Source organism: Pseudomonas sp. SBB6 (assembly GCF_024213215.1).
GTDB lineage: Bacteria > Pseudomonadota > Gammaproteobacteria > Pseudomonadales > Pseudomonadaceae > Aquipseudomonas > Aquipseudomonas donghuensis.
On record NZ_JANAVH010000002.1, the window covers coordinates 321,150 to 340,615 of the forward strand.

The 19,466-nt window shown below is 63.0% G+C and carries 14 protein-coding genes and 1 pseudogene; 4 read left to right on the plus strand and 11 right to left on the minus strand.

The window, feature by feature from the left end; all coding sequences use genetic code 11:
• Window positions 1-11: 11 nt before the first annotated feature.
• Together cysS and NLX68_RS04745 are read right to left on the minus strand one after the other, a co-directional pair.
• Entirely contained in the window at window positions 12-1,394 is a 1,383-nt protein-coding gene (cysS, locus tag NLX68_RS04740; RefSeq protein WP_254282988.1) for a cysteine--tRNA ligase, read from the minus strand.
• Between the two features lie 9 nt (window positions 1,395-1,403).
• Window positions 1,404-3,107: a glutamine--tRNA ligase/YqeY domain fusion protein gene (locus NLX68_RS04745; RefSeq protein ID WP_254282989.1), complete on the minus strand. Its 1,704-nt coding sequence runs from the start codon at window positions 3,105-3,107 to the stop codon at window positions 1,404-1,406.
• Between the two features lie 237 nt (window positions 3,108-3,344).
• On the opposite strand from NLX68_RS04745, the gene NLX68_RS04750 reads away from it, so the two are divergent.
• Window positions 3,345-3,848, plus strand: coding sequence for a peptidylprolyl isomerase (locus NLX68_RS04750; RefSeq protein WP_254282990.1), 504 nt, complete (start codon window positions 3,345-3,347; stop codon window positions 3,846-3,848).
• The gene (gene lpxH / locus NLX68_RS04755) at window positions 3,845-4,567 is read left to right on the plus strand and encodes a UDP-2,3-diacylglucosamine diphosphatase (protein ID WP_254282991.1); all 723 of its coding nucleotides are present in this window, start codon (window positions 3,845-3,847) and stop codon (window positions 4,565-4,567) included. Before NLX68_RS04750 ends, lpxH begins: the two co-directional genes overlap by 4 nt.
• Before the next feature lie 101 nt (window positions 4,568-4,668).
• Here the strand turns inward: lpxH and NLX68_RS04760 are convergent, their stop codons facing one another.
• From NLX68_RS04760 to miaE, 5 genes and pseudogenes are all read right to left on the minus strand, one after another.
• Window positions 4,669-6,201: a DHA2 family efflux MFS transporter permease subunit gene (locus NLX68_RS04760; RefSeq protein ID WP_254282998.1), complete on the minus strand. Its 1,533-nt coding sequence runs from the start codon at window positions 6,199-6,201 to the stop codon at window positions 4,669-4,671.
• Complete coding sequence (locus NLX68_RS04765; RefSeq protein WP_254282999.1) at window positions 6,198-7,394, minus strand: HlyD family efflux transporter periplasmic adaptor subunit; 1,197 nt, start codon at window positions 7,392-7,394, stop codon at window positions 6,198-6,200. Before NLX68_RS04765 ends, NLX68_RS04760 begins: the two co-directional genes overlap by 4 nt.
• Before the next feature lie 15 nt (window positions 7,395-7,409).
• Window positions 7,410-7,788, minus strand: a pseudogene (locus NLX68_RS26435) (hypothetical protein); the annotation flags it as partial.
• 41 nt (window positions 7,789-7,829) lie between these two features.
• A complete protein-coding gene (locus NLX68_RS04775) occupies window positions 7,830-8,303 on the minus strand; it encodes a MarR family winged helix-turn-helix transcriptional regulator (RefSeq protein WP_254283001.1) in 474 nt (157 codons plus the stop codon).
• Between the two features lie 227 nt (window positions 8,304-8,530).
• Complete coding sequence (gene miaE / locus NLX68_RS04780; RefSeq protein ID WP_254283003.1) at window positions 8,531-9,136, minus strand: tRNA-(ms[2]io[6]A)-hydroxylase; 606 nt, start codon at window positions 9,134-9,136, stop codon at window positions 8,531-8,533.
• Between the two features lie 158 nt (window positions 9,137-9,294).
• Here miaE and NLX68_RS04785 point away from each other — a divergent pair, with 158 nt between their 5' ends.
• The gene (locus NLX68_RS04785; RefSeq protein ID WP_254283011.1) at window positions 9,295-10,158 is read left to right on the plus strand and encodes a universal stress protein; all 864 of its coding nucleotides are present in this window, start codon (window positions 9,295-9,297) and stop codon (window positions 10,156-10,158) included.
• 104 nt (window positions 10,159-10,262) lie between these two features.
• Here the strand turns inward: NLX68_RS04785 and NLX68_RS04790 are convergent, their stop codons facing one another.
• Window positions 10,263-10,730, minus strand: coding sequence for a DUF1289 domain-containing protein (locus tag NLX68_RS04790; RefSeq protein WP_010222520.1), 468 nt, complete (start codon window positions 10,728-10,730; stop codon window positions 10,263-10,265).
• A 406-nt stretch (window positions 10,731-11,136) separates the two neighbouring features.
• Here NLX68_RS04790 and acnB point away from each other — a divergent pair, with 406 nt between their 5' ends.
• On the plus strand, window positions 11,137-13,746 hold the full coding sequence (gene acnB, locus NLX68_RS04795; protein WP_254283316.1) for a bifunctional aconitate hydratase 2/2-methylisocitrate dehydratase: 2,610 nt from the start codon (window positions 11,137-11,139) through the stop codon (window positions 13,744-13,746).
• 147 nt (window positions 13,747-13,893) lie between these two features.
• On the opposite strand, the gene prpD is transcribed toward acnB, so the two are convergent.
• The 3 genes from prpD to acnD form a co-directional block, all read right to left on the minus strand.
• Window positions 13,894-15,378, minus strand: a complete 1,485-nt coding sequence (gene prpD, locus NLX68_RS04800) for a 2-methylcitrate dehydratase (RefSeq protein ID WP_254283021.1) — start codon at window positions 15,376-15,378, stop codon at window positions 13,894-13,896.
• A gap of 51 nt (window positions 15,379-15,429) precedes the next feature.
• Complete coding sequence (gene prpF / locus NLX68_RS04805; protein ID WP_254283023.1) at window positions 15,430-16,620, minus strand: 2-methylaconitate cis-trans isomerase PrpF; 1,191 nt, start codon at window positions 16,618-16,620, stop codon at window positions 15,430-15,432.
• 99 nt (window positions 16,621-16,719) lie between these two features.
• Complete coding sequence (gene acnD, locus NLX68_RS04810; protein ID WP_254283025.1) at window positions 16,720-19,308, minus strand: Fe/S-dependent 2-methylisocitrate dehydratase AcnD; 2,589 nt, start codon at window positions 19,306-19,308, stop codon at window positions 16,720-16,722.
• Window positions 19,309-19,466: the final 158 nt, after the last annotated feature.

Below are 19,466 nucleotides of genomic sequence, written 5' to 3' on the forward strand. Positions count from 1 at the left end.
CGCCCCGCCGATCAGTCAGCCAAGCGCCAGGTCGTGCCGCCCTTGCCGTCTTCCAGCACCACGCCCATGGCGGTCAGCTGGTCGCGGATGCGGTCGGATTCGGCCCAGTTCTTGTCGGCGCGCGCTTGCAGGCGCGCCTGGATCAGGGCTTCAACCTCCACGGCATCGACCTTGCCTTCGGCACCGGCACGCAGGAAGTCATCGGCGTCCAGTTGCAGCACGCCGAGCAAGTCACCCAACACGCGCAGACGACCGGCCAGGCCAGCAGCGGCCTGTGGGTCGCTCTCGCGCAGGCGGTTGATCTCGCGCACCAGGTCGAACAGCACAGCGCAGGCTTCGGGGGTGCCGAAGTCGTCGTTCATCGCCACAGTGAAGCGCTCGACGTACTCCTCGCCACCTTCAGCCGCCACCCGCGGCAGGCCGCGCAGGGCGTGGTAGAAGCGCTCCAGGGCACCCTTGGACTCGCGCAGGCTGTCTTCGGAGTAGTTGATCGAACTGCGGTAGTGGCTCGACACCAGCAGGTAGCGCACCACCTCCGGGTGATACTTGTCGAGCACGTCGCGAATGGTGAAAAAGTTGTTCAAGGACTTGGACATCTTCTCGCCATTGATGCGAATCATGCCGCAATGCATCCACGCGTTGGCGTACTGCTTGCCGGTCGCGGCCTCGCTCTGGGCGATTTCGTTCTCGTGGTGCGGGAACTCCAGGTCGTTGCCACCGCCGTGGATGTCGAAGCTCTCGCCCAGGCAGCAGGTGGACATCACCGAGCACTCGATGTGCCAGCCCGGACGGCCCGGGCCCCATGGCGACTCCCAGCTCGGCTCGCCCGGCTTGACGCCCTTCCAGAGGACGAAGTCGAGCGGGTCCTGCTTGGCTTCGTCGACCTCGATGCGGGCACCGATGCGCAGGTCTTCGATCTTCTTGCGCGACAGCTTGCCGTAGCCGACGAACTTGCCGACCCGGTAGTACACGTCGCCGTTGCCCGGCGCGTAGGCATAGCCCTTGTCGATCAGGGTCTGGATCATCGCGTGCATGCCGGCGATATGGTCGGTGGCACGCGGCTCCTGGTCCGGCGGCAGGATGTTCAGGCGGCGCTCGTCTTCGTGCATCGCGTCGATCATGCGGGCGGTCAGGGCGTCGAAGGATTCGCCGTTCTCGTTGGCCCGGTTGATGATCTTGTCATCGATGTCGGTGATGTTGCGCACGTAGGTCAGGTCGTAACCGCTGTAACGCAGCCAGCGGGTCACCAGGTCAAAGGCGACCATGCTGCGCCCGTGGCCCAGGTGGCAGAAGTCGTAGACGGTCATGCCGCAGACGTACATCCGTACCTTGTTGCCTTCAAGCGGTTTGAAGACTTCCTTGGTCTTGCTGAGCGTGTTGTAGATGGTAAGCACGAGAGTTCCTTAGCTGCCCCACGAATCGCGCAGGGTCACGGTGCGGTTGAACACCGGGCGACCCGGCTGGGAGTCTTTCAGGTCGGCGCAGAAATAGCCTTCGCGCTCGAACTGGAAGCGGTCTTCTGGCTGGGCCTGGCCCAGGGAAGGTTCCGCACGACAACCGGTCAGCACCTGCAGCGAATCAGGATTGATGTTGTCAAGGAAGTTGCCGCCATCTTCGGTCTTCTCGGGGTTGGCCGAGCGGAACAGGCGGTCGTACAGGCGCACTTCGCATTCGACGCTGGCGGCGGCCGGCACCCAGTGGATCACGCCCTTGACCTTGCGGCCCTCGGGGTTCTTGCCCAGGGTGTCCGGGTCGTACGAGCAGCGCAGCTCGACGATGTTGCCGTCGGCGTCCTTGATGGCCTCGTCGGCACGGATCACGTAGCTGCCGCGCAGGCGCACTTCACCGGCCGGCTCCAGGCGCTTGTAGCCCTTTGGCGGCTCTTCCATGAAGTCGTCGCGGTCGATGTAGATCTCGCGGGCGAATGGCAGCGCGCGCACGCCCATGTCTTCTTTCGGGTGGCGCGGCAGCTCGAGGTTCTCGACCTGGCCTTCAGGGTAGTTGGTGATGACCACTTTCAGCGGGCGCAGCACGCACATGGCGCGGGGCGCGGTGCGATCGAGGTCGTCGCGGATGCTGAATTCGAGCATCGACATGTCGACCACGCCGTCAGAGCGGTTGGTACCGATCATTTCGCAGAAATTGCGGATCGAGGCCGGGGTGTAGCCGCGACGGCGGAAGCCCGACAGGGTCGACATGCGCGGGTCGTCCCAACCGTGGACGTGCTGCTCGTCGACCAGTTGCTTGAGCTTGCGCTTGCTGGTGATGGTGTAGTTCAGGTTCAGGCGGCTGAACTCGTACTGGCGCGGCTTGGCCGGCACCGGCAGGTTGTCGAGGAACCATTCGTACAGCGGGCGATGGCCTTCGAACTCCAGGGTGCAGATCGAGTGGGTGATGCCTTCGATGGCGTCCGACTGACCGTGGGTGAAGTCATAGTTGGGGTAGATGCACCAGGTGTCACCGGTCTGGTGGTGGTGGGCATGGCGGATGCGGTAGAGGATCGGGTCGCGCAGGTTCATGTTCGGCGAGGCCATGTCGATCTTGGCCCGCAGGACGCGCTCGCCGTCCTTGAACTCGCCGGCCTTCATGCGCGCGAACAGGTCGAGGTTGTCGTCGACCGAGCGCTCGCGGAACGGGCTGTTCTTGCCTGGGGTGGTCAGGTTGCCACGGTATTCCTTGGCCTGCTCCGGGGTCAGGTCGCAGACGTAGGCCTTGCCGGCCTTGATCAGCTCGACCGCCCAGGCGTGCAGCTGGTCGAAGTATTGCGAGGCATAGCGCACCGGGCCGGTCCACTCGAAGCCCAGCCACTTGACGTCGCTCTGGATCGCGTCGATGTACTCCTGGTCCTCTTTGGCCGGGTTGGTGTCATCGAAACGCAGGTGACAGGCCCCACCGAACTCCTGGGCCAGGCCGAAGTTCACACAGATCGACTTGGCATGGCCGATGTGCAGGTAACCGTTGGGCTCTGGCGGGAAACGGGTGACGATGCTGCTGTGCTTGCCCGAGTCCAGGTCTGCCTGCACGATCGGACGCAGGAAGTTCGCAGGGATGGCGGGAGCGCCTTTGGCAGCGGCGTTGGGAGCGGTGTCGGCAGTGGGCTTGCTCATAGGATCCTTGAATACGGGGTGCACGGCCTGGGTAGGCCGACTGAATCAAAGCGCTTATCATAGCCGAAGCGGTCGAGCTGCCGACAGCATCGTGCCGACAAACTGGCGCGATATTCGCCGGCGAATGCAAAAAAACTGCCGCGAATCACGTATCGCGGGCTGTAGACTGTGCGTCAGGTGTGTATCGCGATACTGCGCGAACTATTTTCCAATGCCTTGAATAGCGAGAATTTGAGCATGACCCAAGTCAAACTGACTACCAACCACGGTGACATCGTCATCGAGCTGAACGCCGAGAAAGCCCCGATCACCGTAGCCAACTTCATCGAATACGTTAAGGCTGGCCACTACAGCAACACCGTGTTCCACCGTGTGATCAAGGGCTTCATGATCCAGGGCGGCGGTTTCGAGCCAGGCATGAACGAGAAGCGTGACAAGCGTGCCAGCATCCAGAACGAAGCTGACAACGGCCTGAAGAACGACAAGTACAGCATCGCCATGGCTCGCACCATGGAGCCGCATTCGGCCTCGGCGCAGTTCTTCATCAATGCCTCGAACAACGACTTCCTCAACCACAGCGGCAAGAACGTGCAGGGTTGGGGCTACGCGGTATTCGGCAAAGTGACCGAAGGTACTGACGTCGTCGACAAGATCGAAGGCGTTGCCACCGGTTCCAAGTCCGGTCACCAGGACGTGCCGAAGGAAGACGTGATCATCGAGAAAGCCGAGATCATTGAGTGATACTGCTGATCTCTGATCTGCACCTGCAAGAAGAACGCCCGGACATTACCCGGGCGTTTGTTGATCTGCTCGACGGTCGTGCACGGCACGCCGAGGCGCTGTACATCCTCGGCGACTTCTTCGAGGCATGGATCGGCGACGACGCCATGACGCCCTTCCAGACCTCGATCTGCCAGGCCCTGCGCGCCCTGAGCGACAGCGGCACGCAGGTCTTCCTGATGCACGGCAACCGCGACTTCCTGCTCGGCCAGGCATTTTGCCAGGCCGCTGGCTGCACCCTGCTGGCGGACCCCAGTGTGGTCGAGATGGGCGGTGAGCCGGTGTTGCTGATGCACGGCGACAGCCTGTGCACCCGCGACCTGGCCTACATGAAAATGCGCCGTTACCTGCGCAACCCGCTAAGCCTGTGGATTCTCCGGCACCTGCCGCTGAGCACCCGCCAGAAGCTTGCGCGCAAGTTGCGTAGCGAAAGCCGGGCGCAGACGCGAATGAAGGCCAACGACATTGTTGATGTGACCGCGGAGGAAGTGCCACGGATCATGCAGCAGTTCGGCGTGCGCACCCTGGTGCATGGCCATACCCATCGACCGGCGATTCACAAGCTGGTGGTCGACGATCAACCGGCACGGCGTATTGTGCTGGGCGATTGGGACCGGCAAGGCTGGGCGTTGCAGGTGGATGAGCAAGGGTTTCAACTGCAGCCTTTTGCTTTTCCCTGATTGAAGGCCCTGCGGGCCTTATCGCTGGCAAGGCCAGCTCCCACAAGGGTCCTGTGCATACAGTTCCTGTGGGAGCCGGCCTTGCCGGCGATGCTTTTACTTCAATGCCCCGCCGACGCCGGCCCGGCCTTGGCCGCAAACGGCGGCTTGGCCAGCCACACCAACAGTATCAAACCGGCGAAAATCCACCCCATCAGGGTGAAGTAATCCACCGTCGACATCATGTACGCCTGGCTGCTGAGCATCCGCTCCAGCTGCGCATACGACTGCCCGCTCGCCCCGCCCAGCTGGCTCAACGCCTCGCGGGTGGCCGGATCAAAGGTGCTGATGTTCTCGCTCAGGTAGGCATGGTGCTGGTCCGCCCGGCGAATCCAGATCCAGGTGGTCAACGACGCGGCAAAACTGCCGCCCAGGGTCCGCAGGAAAGTCGCCAGCCCCGAGCCGTCGGCAATCTGCTGCGGCGGCAGGTCGGAGAGCAGGATGCTCAAGGTCGGCATGAAGAACAGCGCCACGCCGATGCCCATGAACAGTTGCACCAGGGCGATGTGCTGGAAGTCCACTTCGTTGGTAAAGCCGGCGCGCATGAAGCAACTGGCACCAATCGCCAGGAACGCCAGCCCGGCCAGCAAACGCAGGTCGAACCTGTGTGCGTACTTGCCGACAAACGGCGACATCAATACCGGCAACAAGCCGATAGGTGCCACCGCCAGGCCCGCCCAGGTGGCGGTGTAGCCCATCTGCGTCTGCAGCCACTGCGGCAGGATCAGGTTGATGCCGAAGAACCCGGCATAGCCACCGACCAGCACGATGGTGCCGATGCGAAAGTTGCGGTGCACGAACAGGCGCAGGTTGACCACCGGGTGCTTGTCAGTCAGTTCCCAGATAATGAACACCGCCAGGAACACCAGCGAGATCAGGCTGCCGATGACGATGAAGTTCGACTCGAACCAGTCCAGGTCATTGCCCTTGTCGAGCACGATCTGCAACGCACCGACGCCAATGATCAGGCTCAGCAGGCCGATGTAGTCCATCGGCTGGCGGCTGGTGCTGACCGGGCGGCTGCGCATCTGCTGGCGCACCACGGCAGCAGCGAACAGGCCGACCGGCACATTGATGAAGAAGATCCACGGCCAGCTGTAGCTGTCGGTGATCCAGCCACCCAGTATCGGCCCGGCAATCGGCGCCACCACCGTGACCATCGCCAATAACGCCAGGGCCATGCCGCGTTTGGCCGGCGGATAGACCGCAATCAGCAGGGTCTGGGTCATCGGGTACAGCGGCCCGGCAACGATGCCCTGAAGCACGCGAAAGCCGACCAGCTCGGGCATCGACTGGGCGATGCCACACAGGAACGAGGCCAGCACGAACAGCAGCGTGGCCCAAATGAACAGCTTGACCTCACCAAAGCGCCGGCTCAGCCAGCCGGTCAGCGGCAAGGCAATGGCGTTGCTCACCGCGAACGAGGTGATGACCCAGGTGCCCTGCTCCGAGCTCACGCCGAGGTTGCCGGAAATGGTCGGCAACGCCACGTTGGCGATGGTGGTGTCGAGCACCTGCATGAAGGTCGCCAGCGACAGGCCGATGGTGGTCAGCAACAGGCTCGGCGGCGTAAAGGAAGCCTGATTGGCGCTCATCGCTGCGCCGTCTTGCTGGAGCCTGCACTGTTGTCATGGATCAGCTTGGTGATCAGGGTATCGGCCTCGACCAGCTGAAGGTCGTACACCTGGGTGGCGAACGAAGCCTTCTGCGGCGGCTGCTGGGCCAGGACCGGGCCGCTCTGGTCGTGCAGGTCGACCTCGACCTGGGTCGACAGGCCGATGCGCAGCGGGTGCTTGGCCAGTTGCTCGGCATTGATATGAATACGCACCGGTACCCGCTGGACGATCTTGATCCAGTTGCCGGTGGCGTTCTGCGCCGGCAGCAAGGCAAAGGCGCTGCCGGTCCCGGCGCCGAGGCTGTCGATGCTGCCGTTGTACTTCACCTCACTGCCATACAGGTCGGCAACAATGTCCACCGGCTGGCCGATACGCATGTTGCGCAGCTGGGTTTCCTTGAAGTTGGCGTCGATCCACAGTTGATCCAGGGGGATTACCGCCATGGTCGCGGTGCCCGGCTGCAGGCGCTGGCCCAGTTGCACGGTGCGCTTGGCCACATAGCCTGTGACTGGCGCCACCAGCGTGGTGCGGGCGTGGTTCAGAAAGGCCTGGCGCAATTCAGCGGCGCCAGCCATCACCTCGGGGTGCGACGACACCACGGTGTCATCGACCAGCGCGGTGGTGGTGTTGAGTTGCTGCCTGGCATTGCTCAGGGCACTCTGCGCCGACGACAGGTCGTCGCGGGCGTGGGACAGCTCCTCCTGGGAGATGGCCCCACCGGCGGCGAGGGTCTTGCGCCGGTTGAAGTTTTCCTGGGCCTTGCTCAGCTCGGCCTGACGCGCCGCCACCTGGGCCTTCATGCCATCAACGTTGCTGTACAGGCCACGCACCTGGCGCACGGCGCGGGCCAGCTTGGCTTCGGCGGCTTGCAGGCCGACCTGGGCGTCGCTGGGGTCGAATTCAAGCAGCACCTGGCCTTCGTGCACCAGGTCGCCATCGTCGGCGCCGATGCTGACCACGGTGCCGGTGACCTGCGGGGTGATTTCCACCACGTTGCCGTTGACATAGGCATCGTCGGTCTCTTCGCTCCAGCGCCCATAGAGCTCGTGCCAGGCCCAGACTGCGCCGCCAGCGACGACGATCAGCAAGAGAAGGCCCAGCAGCCAGGTCTTGCGCTTGCGCTGATTGTTGAGGTCCTGCGTGGTGTCATCCGCAGAAGAAGTAGTGGCCATTTCTAATACCTTGGCTTAGTGAATGCGTGAAGTCGAAGGCAGCGCGGCTGCCTGGGTGTCGCCGGCAAAGCCTCCGCCCAGGGCCTGGAGCAACTGCTGCTCGACGCTGAGCACGTCGAGGTAGTTGCCGATGCCGGAGCCGTAGCGCTGCATCACCGTGTCGTAGGACTGCTGGGCCCAACAGTGCCTGGGTGCCCGCAGCGGCACTGAGGTTGAGGTTGGGGTAGAAACGGGTCTTGCTGGCGCCGATCTGTTTGCTCGCCGCTTCGACCCGCCAACGTGCGGCGACCAGGTCCGGGCCTTTGCCGAGCAATACCGCCAGGGCGATCTGGGTCAGGTCATGGACGATATAGGCCTGACCCAGCTGACTGTAGGCGCGGGCAACATCGGCGGCATAGGCGGCGGCGCTGGCCTGGTGGGCACGGGCGCTGGCGCTCATTTGCCACCTACACGCATGGCGGTCAGGGTGTCGCCGGAGGCCAGCAGCACCTTGGTCAGAATGGCTTCGAGGGTGGCCAGTTCGCCGGGCTCAAGCACACCGACCAGTTCGTTCATCGCCGCGGCGCCGATCTGCGGCAACTGGTCGGCGAGCTTCTGGCCTTCTTCGCTCAGTTCCAGACGAATCTGCCGACGGTCGTCAGGGCAACGGCGGCGGATGATCAGGTCTTTCTGCTCGAGACGGTCGAGCATGCGCGTCATCGAACCGCTGTCCACCGACAGGTAGCGGCACAGCTCGGCCGGGGTGTCGACGCCGTACTGGGCGACGATGATCAGCACCTTGAACTGTGCGGCGGTCACGCCATAGGGCTGCATATGGCTGTCGAGGATGCGGTCTTTGACCAGCGCGGCGCGGCCCAGAAGCATGCCGAGGGTGCAGTTCTGGAAGTTTTCCGGGGTGTAATGCTGCATGGACGGAGATACCTGCTTAGGCAGTAAGTTACACAATGTTACTGCTTAGGCAGCTAACGTCAAGGCATTAATTAGCTTGCTTATTATTTGCACGGCAAAAGGGGCTGCCTTGCCGCCCATCGCCGGCAATGCCGGCTCCCACAGTGGTTCAGTGCACGCAGCACTATTGTGGGAGCTGGCGTTGCCAGCGATGGGCGGCAAGGCAGCCCCCATTCAAAGCAGGTCAGTCAGGCAGGCACGCCACTATGAAAGCGAAACTCTTCATCCGGACTGCTGATCAGTTCGGCCTCGACCGCCCTGACCTTCTCCACCACCCGCTCGATATCCGCCGCATCACCGTACTGATGCGCGAGTTTCAGGTAACCCTGGTAATGCCGTGCCTCGCTGTTGAGCAGGCCGTGGTAGAACTTGCCCAGCTCTTCGTCCAGGTGCGGCACCAGCGCGGCAAAACGCTCGCAACTGCGCGCCTCGATAAAGGCACCGACCACCAGGGTGTCCACCAGCTTCACCGGCTCATGGGTGCGCACCACCCGGCGCAAGCCCGAGGCATAGCGCCCGGCCGACAACGGGCGCAGGGCAATCTTGCGCCGCTTCATCAGGCGCAACACCTGCTCGTGGTGCACCAGCTCTTCACGGGCCAGGCGCGACATCATGTTGATCAGGTCCAGGTGCGTGTTGTACTTGGCCATCAGGCTCAGCGCAGTGCTGGCAGCCTTGAACTCGCAGTTCTTGTGATCGATCAGCAGGGTTTCCTGGTCGGCAAGCGCCGCCTGGACCCAGGCGTCAGGAGTAGGGCAACCAAGGAAGGCTTCGATTTCGGGAATAAGGGACATAGGCTCACAAACAGGCAGGGCAAACGGCAAGACCGGCGATTATACCGGCAGTAGCGCCGATCACCAGTGAACTATGCTTGATACATATCAACGCCCGTTGCCGTTGGCGCCGACTATAGTCAGGCATTGGCCGCCATTTATGAAGGGAGTTCACGCTCATGCAAGAAGTACGCAGCATCCTGGTGGTACTTGATCCCGACCACGCCCACAGCCAGGCGCTGACCCGGGCCAAACTGATCGCCGGCGTCACCGGTGCGCGCCTGCACCTGCTGATGTGCGACAAGAAACAGGACCATGGCGCCCTGCTCAGTCTGCTGACCAGCCAACTGCATGATGACGGCTATGACAATGTGACCCACGAACAGGCCTGGCATGACACCCTGCACGAGTCGATCATCGATGTGCAGCAGGCCGAAGGCTGCGACCTGGTGATCAAGGAGCATCGCCCGGACAACCCGCTCAAGCGCGCCCTGCTCACCCCCAGCGACTGGAAGCTGCTGCGCCAGTGCCCGTGCGCGGTGTTGATGGTCAAGAGCGAGCGCCCGTGGACCGGCGGGGTGATCCTCGCCGCGGTGGATGTCGGCAACCACGACGAGGCCCATCGCCTGCTGCACACCAGCATCATCGATCATGGCTATGCGATCGCAAGCCTGGCCAAGGGCGAGCTGCATGTGATCAGCGCCCATCCGTCGCCGATGCTGTCAGCGGCAGACCCGGTGTACCAGCTCAAGGACACCATCGAGCGCAAGTACCGCGAGGAATGCGCAGCGTTCCAGGCCGAGTTCGACATCAAGGACGAGCGCCTGCATGTGGCCGAAGGGCCCGCGGATGTGCTGATTCCCTTTACCGCGAGCAAGTACGATGCGGTGGTGACGGTGATTGGCACCGTGGCCCGCACCGGGATTTCCGGGGCGCTGATCGGCAACACCGCCGAAGTGGTGCTCGATGCGCTGGAGTGCGATGTGCTGGTGCTCAAGACCGAAGAAGTGAAAGTGCACCTGACTGAACTGGCACAAGGCTGAGGGCCTCATCGCTGGCAAGGCCAGCTCCCACAGAAGATGTGCCTGACAGAGCCCCTGTGGGAGCCGGCCTTGCCAGCGATGGGCTGCAAAGCAGCCCCGGCTTTTTATCCCAAGGCATCCTTGAGAAACCCCGGCGCGATATAGCGCTGGTAATGGGCTTCCGACAGCAAGAAGAATTCCCGATCAATGGCATCGCGCAACTCGGGCAGCTCCCAGTCACGAAACTCCGGCAACAACACCATGCCGTAAGCGTCCAGCTCACGGATCACCCGCGCGCCGCGGGCAATCAATTGATACGCCCAACAATATTCGGACTGGTGCGGCACGAAGCGGATCTTGCGCTGCTCCAGTTGCTGGCGCAGGCGCGTGGCATCAAAGACTTCAAGTTTGGCCACCATGACCTGCACCAGCAATTGCTCCAGGCGCAGCCACACCGCACGTTTTTCATCTTCGTTGTAGCCGTTCCAGTTGATCACTTCATGGTGAAAACGCTTGCAGCCACGGCACACCAAGTCCCCGTAAACCGTGGAACAGAGGCCGACGCAAGGCGTTTTAATTGACTGATTGGACATGAAAAAATCGACAGCTTGGCGGTGGAACAGGCTGCCATGTTAGCCCTTTGTCTAACGAGGGTCACCCGCTAAAGTCATCCAGCGCGCCTTACCTTTATCGACTTTTTACCGTAGAATCATCCGGCCTTTTTAAGGCAGCAATGTCCGTTAGAAGCTGTTTTCAAAGCGTCACGAGCACAGTTCATCCGGTAGAACGGCGTTGGCCCGGGATATTCGCTTCGCGCATGTCCCGCGCCAGCCCTCATCAGCCTCCGTTCTACAGGCGTAAAACTTTGAAAGCAGCTTCTGTAAGGATTTCCTGCAACCCTGGCTACGCGGCCCAAGAAGCCGTATTGCGCACGGGTGCCGGAATTTCTGGATGAGCGTCCCGGACACCCATTTGGGACCACTGATGAGGGTAATAACTGTGCTTGAAGCCTACCGCAAACACATCGAAGAGCGTGCCGCCCAGGGTATCGTGCCCCAGCCGCTTAACGCCGAACAAACCGCAGGCCTGGTCGAGCTGCTGAAGAATCCCCCTGCTGGCGAAGAAGCAGTCCTCGTCGACCTGATCACCAACCGCGTTCCACCAGGAGTGGACGAAGCCGCCTACGTCAAGGCCGGTTTCCTTTCCGCCATCGCCAAGGGCCAAGCCTCTTCCCCGCTGATCGACAAGAAGCGCGCCGTTGAGCTGCTGGGCACCATGCAGGGCGGCTACAACATCGCCACCATGGTCGAGCTGCTGGACAACGCCGAACTGGCCCCTGTCGCCGCCGAACAGCTCAAGCACACCCTGCTGATGTTCGATGCGTTCCACGACGTCGCCGAAAAAGCCAAGGCGGGCAATGCCCATGCCAAGGCCGTGCTGGATTCCTGGGCCGCCGGTGAGTGGTTCACCAGCAAGCCAGCCATCGCTGACAAGTACAGCCTGACCGTATTCAAGGTCCCTGGCGAAACCAACACCGACGACCTGTCCCCTGCCCCGGACGCCTGGTCGCGCCCTGACATCCCGCTGCACGCCCTGGCCATGCTGAAAATGGCCCGTGACGGCATCGTGCCTGAGCAACAAGGCGCCATCGGCCCGCTCAAGCAGATCGAAGAAGTCAAAGCCAAAGGCTTCCCGGTGGCCTACGTCGGTGACGTGGTCGGTACCGGTTCCTCGCGTAAATCCGCCACCAACTCGGTGCTGTGGTTCTTCGGCGACGACATCCCGTACGTACCGAACAAGCGCGCTGGCGGCTTCTGCTTCGGCTCGAAAATCGCCCCGATCTTCTACAACACCATGGAAGACGCCGGCGCCCTGCCGATCGAGTTCGACGTCTCGAACCTGAACATGGGCGACGTCATCGACGTCTACCCGCACGCTGGCAAAGTCTGCAAGCACGGCAGCGAAGACGTCATCACCACCTTCGAACTGAAGACCCCGGTGCTGCTCGACGAAGTCCGCGCTGGCGGCCGTATCCCGCTGATCGTCGGCCGTGGCCTGACCGAGAAAGCCCGCTCCGAGCTGGGCCTGGGCCCAACCGACCTGTTCAAGCTGCCTGAAGCACCTGTCGACACCGGCAAGGGCTACACCCTGGCCCAGAAGATGGTCGGCAAGGCCTGCGGCCTGCCGGAAGGCAAAGGCGTGCGTCCAGGCACCTACTGCGAACCGAAGATGACCACCGTCGGCTCCCAGGACACCACTGGCCCGATGACCCGTGACGAGCTGAAAGACCTGGCGTGCCTGGGCTTCTCCGCCGACCTGGTCATGCAGTCGTTCTGCCACACCGCGGCCTATCCGAAGCCGATCGACGTCACCACCCACCACACCCTGCCGGATTTCATCCGCACCCGTGGCGGCGTGTCCCTGCGTCCAGGCGACGGCATCATCCACAGCTGGCTGAACCGCATGCTGCTGCCGGACACCGTCGGTACCGGTGGTGACTCGCACACCCGCTTCCCGATCGGCATCTCGTTCCCGGCCGGTTCCGGCCTGGTCGCCTTCGCCGCGGCCACCGGCGTCATGCCGCTGGACATGCCGGAGTCGGTACTGGTGCGCTTCAAGGGCAAACTGCAACCCGGCATCACCCTGCGTGACCTGGTCCACGCCATCCCTTACTACGGCATCCAGAAAGGCCTGCTGACCGTCGAGAAGAAAGGCAAGATCAACGCCTTCTCCGGCCGCATCCTGGAAATCGAAGGCCTGGACGAGCTGACCGTCGAGCAAGCGTTCGAACTGTCCGACGCCTCGGCTGAACGTTCGGCTGCCGGTTGCACCATCAAGCTGCCAGAAAAAGCCGTTGCCGAGTACCTGAAGTCGAATATCACCCTGCTGCGCTGGATGATCAGCGAAGGCTACGGCGATGCCCGCACCATGGAACGCCGCGCGCAAGCGATGGAAGCCTGGCTGGCCAACCCGCAGCTGCTGGCTGCCGACAAGGACGCCGAATACGCCGAGATCATCGAGATCGACCTGGCCGACGTCAAAGAGCCTGTACTCTGCGCCCCGAACGACCCGGACGACGCCCGTCTGCTCTCCTCCGTACAGGGCGAGAAGATCGACGAAGTGTTCATCGGTTCGTGCATGACCAACATTGGTCACTTCCGCGCTGCCGGCAAGCTGCTGGACAAGGTCAAAGGCTCGATCCCGACCCGTCTGTGGCTGTCGCCGCCAACCAAGATGGACGCTCACCAGCTGACCGAAGAAGGCTACTACGGCATCTACGGCAAGGCTGGCGCGCGCATGGAAATGCCGGGCTGCTCGCTGTGCATGGGTAACCAGGCACGTGTTGCAGCGAACTCGACCGTGGTGTCGACTTCGACCCGTAACTTCCCGAACCGTCTGGGCGATGGTGCCAACGTCTACCTGGCCTCTGCCGAGCTGGCCGCTGTTGCCTCGATCCTGGGCAAGCTGCCAACCGTCGAAGAGTACATGGAGTACGCGAAGAACATCGACAGCATGGCTGCCGACGTTTACCGCTACCTGAGCTTCGACCAGATCGCCGAGTTCCGTGAAGCGGCTGCGAACGCCAAGATCCCGGTCGTTCAAGCGTAAGCTGACTTAGCGTGAAAAAAAGCCCCGCCAATTGGCGGGGCTTTTTATTGGGCCTGCTTTGCAGGCCATCGCTGGCAAGGCCAGCTCCCACAGGGAATGTCTACACAGGACCACTGTGGGAGCCGGCGTTGCCGGCGATGAGGCCCTTCAGATCACGAACAAATCCACAAACCGCTGCACCGCCGTCGCTTCAAGCGCCGCCTGATCCTTGCACAGGGCAAAAATCTGCGCCGAACGCTGCCCGGTAAAACGCGTCGCCAGGTTGGCCTTGAACTTCTCTTCCAGCAACGGAATCCCCTCGGCCCGCCGCCGGCGATGGCCAATCGGGTACTCCACCACCACCTGCTCGGTGCTCGAACCATCACTGAAGAACACCTGCACGGCATTGGCGATCGAGCGCTTGTCGGACTCCAGGTATTCACGGGTAAAACGCGGCTCTTCGACGATCTCCATCTTCTCGCGCAGGCGGTCGATGATCGGGTGCGCGGCATGGAAATCATCTTCGTACTGTTCGGCCACCAGGTTGCCGAAAATCAGCGGCACGGCGGTCATGTACTGGATGCAATGATCGCGGTCGGCGGCATTGGCCAGGGTGCCGACCTTGGAGATGATGCGGATCGCCGATTCATGGGTGGTAATGACGATGCGCTCGATGTCATGCAGACGGTTGCGCACTTGCGGGTGCAGGGTCACTGCCGCTTCACAGGCGGTCTGGGCATGGAATTCGGCAGGGAAGCTGATCTTGAACAGCACGTTTTCCATCACGTAACTGGCGTATTTTTGCGTCAGGCTGAAGGCGCGCTTGTCTTCAGGCTTGAGCGCCAGATCCTTGTTGGTATGACTGAACAACACATCATAAAAGCCCCACTGCGGCGCACTCAGCACCCCGGGAATACCCATCTCGCCACGCAGGGCGATATCGGCCAGGCGCACGCCACGGCTGGAAGCATCCCCCGCCGCCCAGGACTTGCGCGAGCCGGCATTCGGCGCATGGCGATAAGTACGTAGCGCCTGACCGTCAACGAAGGCATGGGAAAGTGCCGCAAGAAGCTGTTCGCGATTGGCGCCCATGAGTTTGGCGCACACGGCTGTCGAGGCGACCTTGACCAGCAGCACATGGTCGAGGCCGACGCGGTTGAAGGAGTTTTCCAGGGCAATCACGCCCTGGATCTCATGGGCCATGATCATCGCCTCAAGCACCACGCGCATGCTCAAGGGCGCTTCGCCATTGGCCACACGTTTTTGCGACAGGTGATCGGCCACGGCCAGGATACCGCCGAGGTTGTCCGAGGGATGCCCCCACTCGGCGGCCAGCCAGGTGTCGTTGTAGTCGAGCCAACGGACGATGCAACCGATGTCCCAGGCCGCTTTCACCGGATCCAGGCGGTAGCTGGTACCCGGCACCCGCGCCCCGAACGGCACCACGGTCCCCTCCACCAGCGGCCCCAGGTGCTTGGTGCATTCCGGGAAGCGCAACGCCAGCAGGCCGCAGCCCAGGGTGTCCATCAGGCAGTTGCGCGCCGTGTCCAGCGCCTCCGGCGATTCGACCTTGAAATCCAGGACATAGTCAGCGATATCCTGCAGCACCCGGTCGTAGTCGGGGCGGTTGTTCAGATCAACGTTGGCACTCATTTCACATCTCTCTGTTGACGTAGGTAACAGGGAGCCAAGCGCCGCTACTGGTTAGAAGGCATCACCGGGTACCCGTACCCAGCCCTCCATCAGTACGCGAGCGCTACGGCTCATGATTGCTTTGGTGACAGTCCACTCGCCGTTCACCTGGCGGGCTTCGGCGCCAACGCGCAGGGTGCCCGAGGGGTGACCGAAACGTACGGCGCTGCGCTCGCCACCACCGGCGGCGAGGTTGACCAGGGTGCCGGGCACTGCCGCGGCAGTACCGATGGCGACCGCGGCGGTGCCCATCATGGCGTGGTGCAACTTGCCCATGGACAGTGCCCGTACCAATAGATCAACGTCGGCGGCGGCCACGGCTTTACCGCTGGATGACTGATAGGCCGCCGGCGGCGCGACGAAGGCGACTTTCGGGGTGTGCTGGCGCTTGGCGGCTTCGTCGACATGCTCGATCAGGCCCATGCGCACCGCACCATAAGCGCGGATGGTTTCGAACCGGGCCAGGGCTTGCGGGTCGCTGTTGATCGCGTCCTGCAACTCGGTGCCGGTGTAACCGAGGGCCTCGGCCTGGATGAAGATGGTCGGGATGCCGGCATTGATCAGCGTGGCCTTCAGCGTGCCGACACCCGGTACCACCAGGTCGTCGACCAGGTTGCCGGTGGGGAACATCGAACCGCCCTCGCCGTCTTCATCGGCGGCCGGGTCCATGAATTCGAGCTGCACCTCGGCGGCCGGGAAGGTCACGCCGTCCAGTTCGAAGTCGCCGGTTTCCTGGACTTCGCCGTGAGTGATCGGTACGTGAGCAATGATGGTCTTGCCGATATTGGCCTGCCAGATGCGCACCACGGCCACGCCGTCGTACGGGATGCGGCTACTGTCGACCAGGCCGGCGCTGATGGCGAACGAACCGACTGCCGCCGAGAGGTTGCCGCAGTTGCCGCTCCAGTCGACGAACGCGGTGTCGATCGAAACCTGGCCGAACAGGTAGTCGACATCGTGCTCGGGCTTGATGCTGCGCGAAAGGATCACGGTTTTGCTGGTACTGGACGTTGCGCCGCCCATACCGTCGATCTGCTTGCCGTAGGGGTCGGGGCTGCCGATCACCCGCAGCAGCAGCGCGTCGCGGGCCGGGCCCGGGATCTGCGCGCTTTCCGGCAGGTCGTCGAGGCGGAAAAACACGCCCTTGCTGGTGCCGCCACGGATGTAGGTGGCGGGGATTTTGATCTGGGGTACGTGAGCCATGGTTGAGTTGTCCTGTGAGTGCTTTGGGGGAGCTATCGCGGGTCAAGCCCGCTCCCACTGAACTGTGGGAGCGGGCTTGACCCGCGATGAGGCCCTACCTCAAACGGCCGCCGATTCGAGGAAGTCCTGGGCAAAGCGCTGCAGCACCCCGCCCGCTTCGTAGATCGACACTTCTTCGGCGGTATCCAGGCGGCAGGTCACCGGCACCTCGACGCGCTCGCCGTTGGCCCGGGTGATGACCAGGGTCAGGGTCGCCCGCGGGGTCCGCTCGCCGAGCACGTCGAAGGTCTCGGTGCCGTCGATGCCCAGGGTCTTGCGGTTGACGCCCGGCTTGAACTCCAGCGGCAACACGCCCATGCCCACCAGGTTGGTGCGGTGGATACGCTCGAAACCCTCGGCAACGATGGCCTCGACACCGGCCAGGCGCACGCCCTTGGCCGCCCAGTCACGGGACGAGCCCTGGCCGTAGTCGGCACCGGCAACGATGATCAGCGGCTGCTTGCGCTGCATGTAGGTTTCGATCGCTTCCCACATACGCGTGACCTTGCCTTCCGGCTCGATGCGCGCCAGCGAACCCTGCTTGACCTTGCCACCTTCCTGGACCATTTCGTTGAACAGTTTCGGGTTGGCGAAGGTTGCGCGTTGCGCAGTCAGGTGGTCACCGCGGTGCGTTGCGTAGGAGTTGAAGTCCTCCTCCGGCAGGCCCATTTTCGCCAGGTACTCACCGGCCGCGCTGTCGAGCATGATGGCGTTGGACGGCGACAGGTGGTCGGTGGTGATGTTGTCCGGCAACACCGCCAGCGGGCGCATGCCCTTGAGCGTGCGCTCGCCGGCCAGGGCGCCTTCCCAGTATGGCGGGCGGCGGATGTAGGTGCTCATCGGGCGCCAGTCGTACAGCGGGGTGACCTTGGGTCCGGTGTCTTCCTGCACGGCGAACATCGGGATGTAGACCTGGCGGAACTGCTCAGGCTTGACCGCCGCCTTGACCACCGCGTCGATCTCTTCGTCGCTTGGCCAGATGTCTTTCAGGCGGATTTCCTTGCCGTCGACCACGCCCAGCACGTCCTTCTCGATGTCGAAACGGATGGTGCCGGCTATCGCATAGGCCACTACCAACGGCGGCGACGCCAGGAACGCCTGCTTGGCGTACGGGTGGATGCGGCCGTCGAAGTTGCGGTTGCCCGAGAGCACGGCGGTGGCGTACAGGTCGCGGCCGATGATCTCTTGCTGGATGACCGGATCAAGCGCACCGGACATACCGTTGCAGGTCGTGCAGGCAAAGGCGACGATGCCGAAACCGAGCTGCTCCAGCTCGTCATCCAGGCCCGCCTCTTTCAGGTACAGGGCCACGGTTTTCGAGCCCGGTGCCAGCGACGATTTCACCCACGGTTTGCGCACCAGGCCGAGCTTGTTGGCGTTGCGCGCGAGCAACCCTGCGGCAATCACGTTGCGCGGGTTGCTGGTGTTGGTGCAGCTGGTGATGGCGGCGATGATCACCGCGCCATCGGGCATTTGCCCCGGCACTTCGTCCCACTGGCCGGCGATGCCCTTGCTCGCCAAGTCGCTGGTGGCGACCCGGGCGTGCGGGTTGGATGGCCCGGCCATGTTGCGCACCACGCTGGACAGGTCAAAACGCAGCACCCGCTCGTACTCGGCATTGGCCAGGCTGTCGGACCACAGGCCTGCGACCTTGGCGTAGGTTTCCACCAGCTTGACCTGCGCGTCTTCACGGCCGGTGAGCTTGAGGTAGTCGATGGTCTGCTGGTCGATGGAGAACATCGCCGCGGTGGCGCCGTATTCCGGGGCCATGTTGGAGATCGTTGCACGGTCGCCCAGGGTCAGGGCGCGGGCGCCTTCGCCGTAGAATTCCAGGTAGGCGCCAACGACTTTTTCCTTGCGCAGGAATTCGGTCAGGGCCAGTACCACGTCAGTGGCGGTGATGCCCGGCTGCGGCTTGCCCGAGAGCTCGACGCCGACGATTTCCGGCAGGCGCATCCACGACGCGCGGCCAAGCATGACGTTCTCGGCTTCGAGGCCGCCGACGCCGATGGCGATCACGCCCAGGGCATCGACGTGCGGGGTGTGGCTGTCGGTGCCGACGCAGGTGTCCGGGTAGGCCACGCCGCGCTCGGCGTGAATCACCGGCGACATCTTCTCCAGGTTGATCTGGTGCATGATGCCGTTGCCCGGCTGGATCACGTCGACGTTCTTGAACGCCTTCTTGGTCCAGTTGATGAAGTGGAAGCGGTCTTCGTTGCGGCGGTCTTCGATGGCGCGGTTCTTCTCGAACGCCTGCGGGTCGAAACCGCCGCATTCCACTGCCAGGGAGTGGTCGACGATCAGTTGCACCGGCACCACCGGGTTGACCTGGGCCGGATCACCGCCACCGTCGGCGATGGCGTCGCGCAGGCCGGCCAGGTCCACCAGCGCGGTCTGGCCGAGAATGTCGTGGCACACCACGCGGGCCGGGAACCAGGGGAAGTCGAGGTCGCGCTTGCGCTCGATCAGCTGGCCCAGCGAGGCATTGAGGCTAGCCGGGGCGCAGCGGCGCACGAGGTTTTCTGCCAATACGCGCGAGGTATAAGGAAGACGGTCATAGGCGCCGGGCTTGATCGCATCGACCGCCGCGCGGGCGTCGAAATAATCCAGGCCAGTGCCCGGCAGGTTCTTGCGAAATTCACTATTCATGGCACAGGGACTCAATCACGGTAAGGTCGGTGGCACAGCGGCCAGCCCGGAACCCTGTGGGAGCTGGCTTTGCCAGCGATGCAGACACCGCGATGCACCTGACACCGCGTCGATTCCATCGCCGGCAACGCCGGCTCCCACAACAGCACAAGCTCCGG